Genomic DNA, 279 nt, shown 5'->3' with positions numbered 1-279 from the left:
CCTGAATGCGGAATCGCGACTATGATATCGGCGCCTTCGGCTTTCATCTTAGGCACGAAATAGTCGGCGGTTTGCTTGATGTCTCTGGCGCTCACCTTGCCTTCCAGATTCTTTTTATCCCAGGTCATGATTTGCGGCGGCACAAAGCCGATATAGCCGATCTTGATGTCATGCTCTGCGCCGTCGGTATCTTTCAGGCGATAGGTTTTAATCAGATAAGGGGTAAAGAGGTTTTCCCCCGTCTTTAGGTCGTAGACATTGGCATTGATATAGGGGAAG

Annotated in this window: 1 pseudogene; it reads right to left on the bottom strand. The window is 49.5% G+C overall.

Annotated features, from left to right (window positions below):
• Window positions 1-279: pseudogene (locus tag R0J87_RS19720) on the bottom strand (2',3'-cyclic-nucleotide 2'-phosphodiesterase); the annotation flags it as partial.

This window comes from Halomonas sp. SIMBA_159, assembly GCF_046536035.1.
Classification (GTDB): Bacteria; Pseudomonadota; Gammaproteobacteria; order Pseudomonadales; family Halomonadaceae; genus Vreelandella; species Vreelandella venusta_A.
This window is presented reverse-complemented; position numbering and strand designations above follow the sequence as displayed.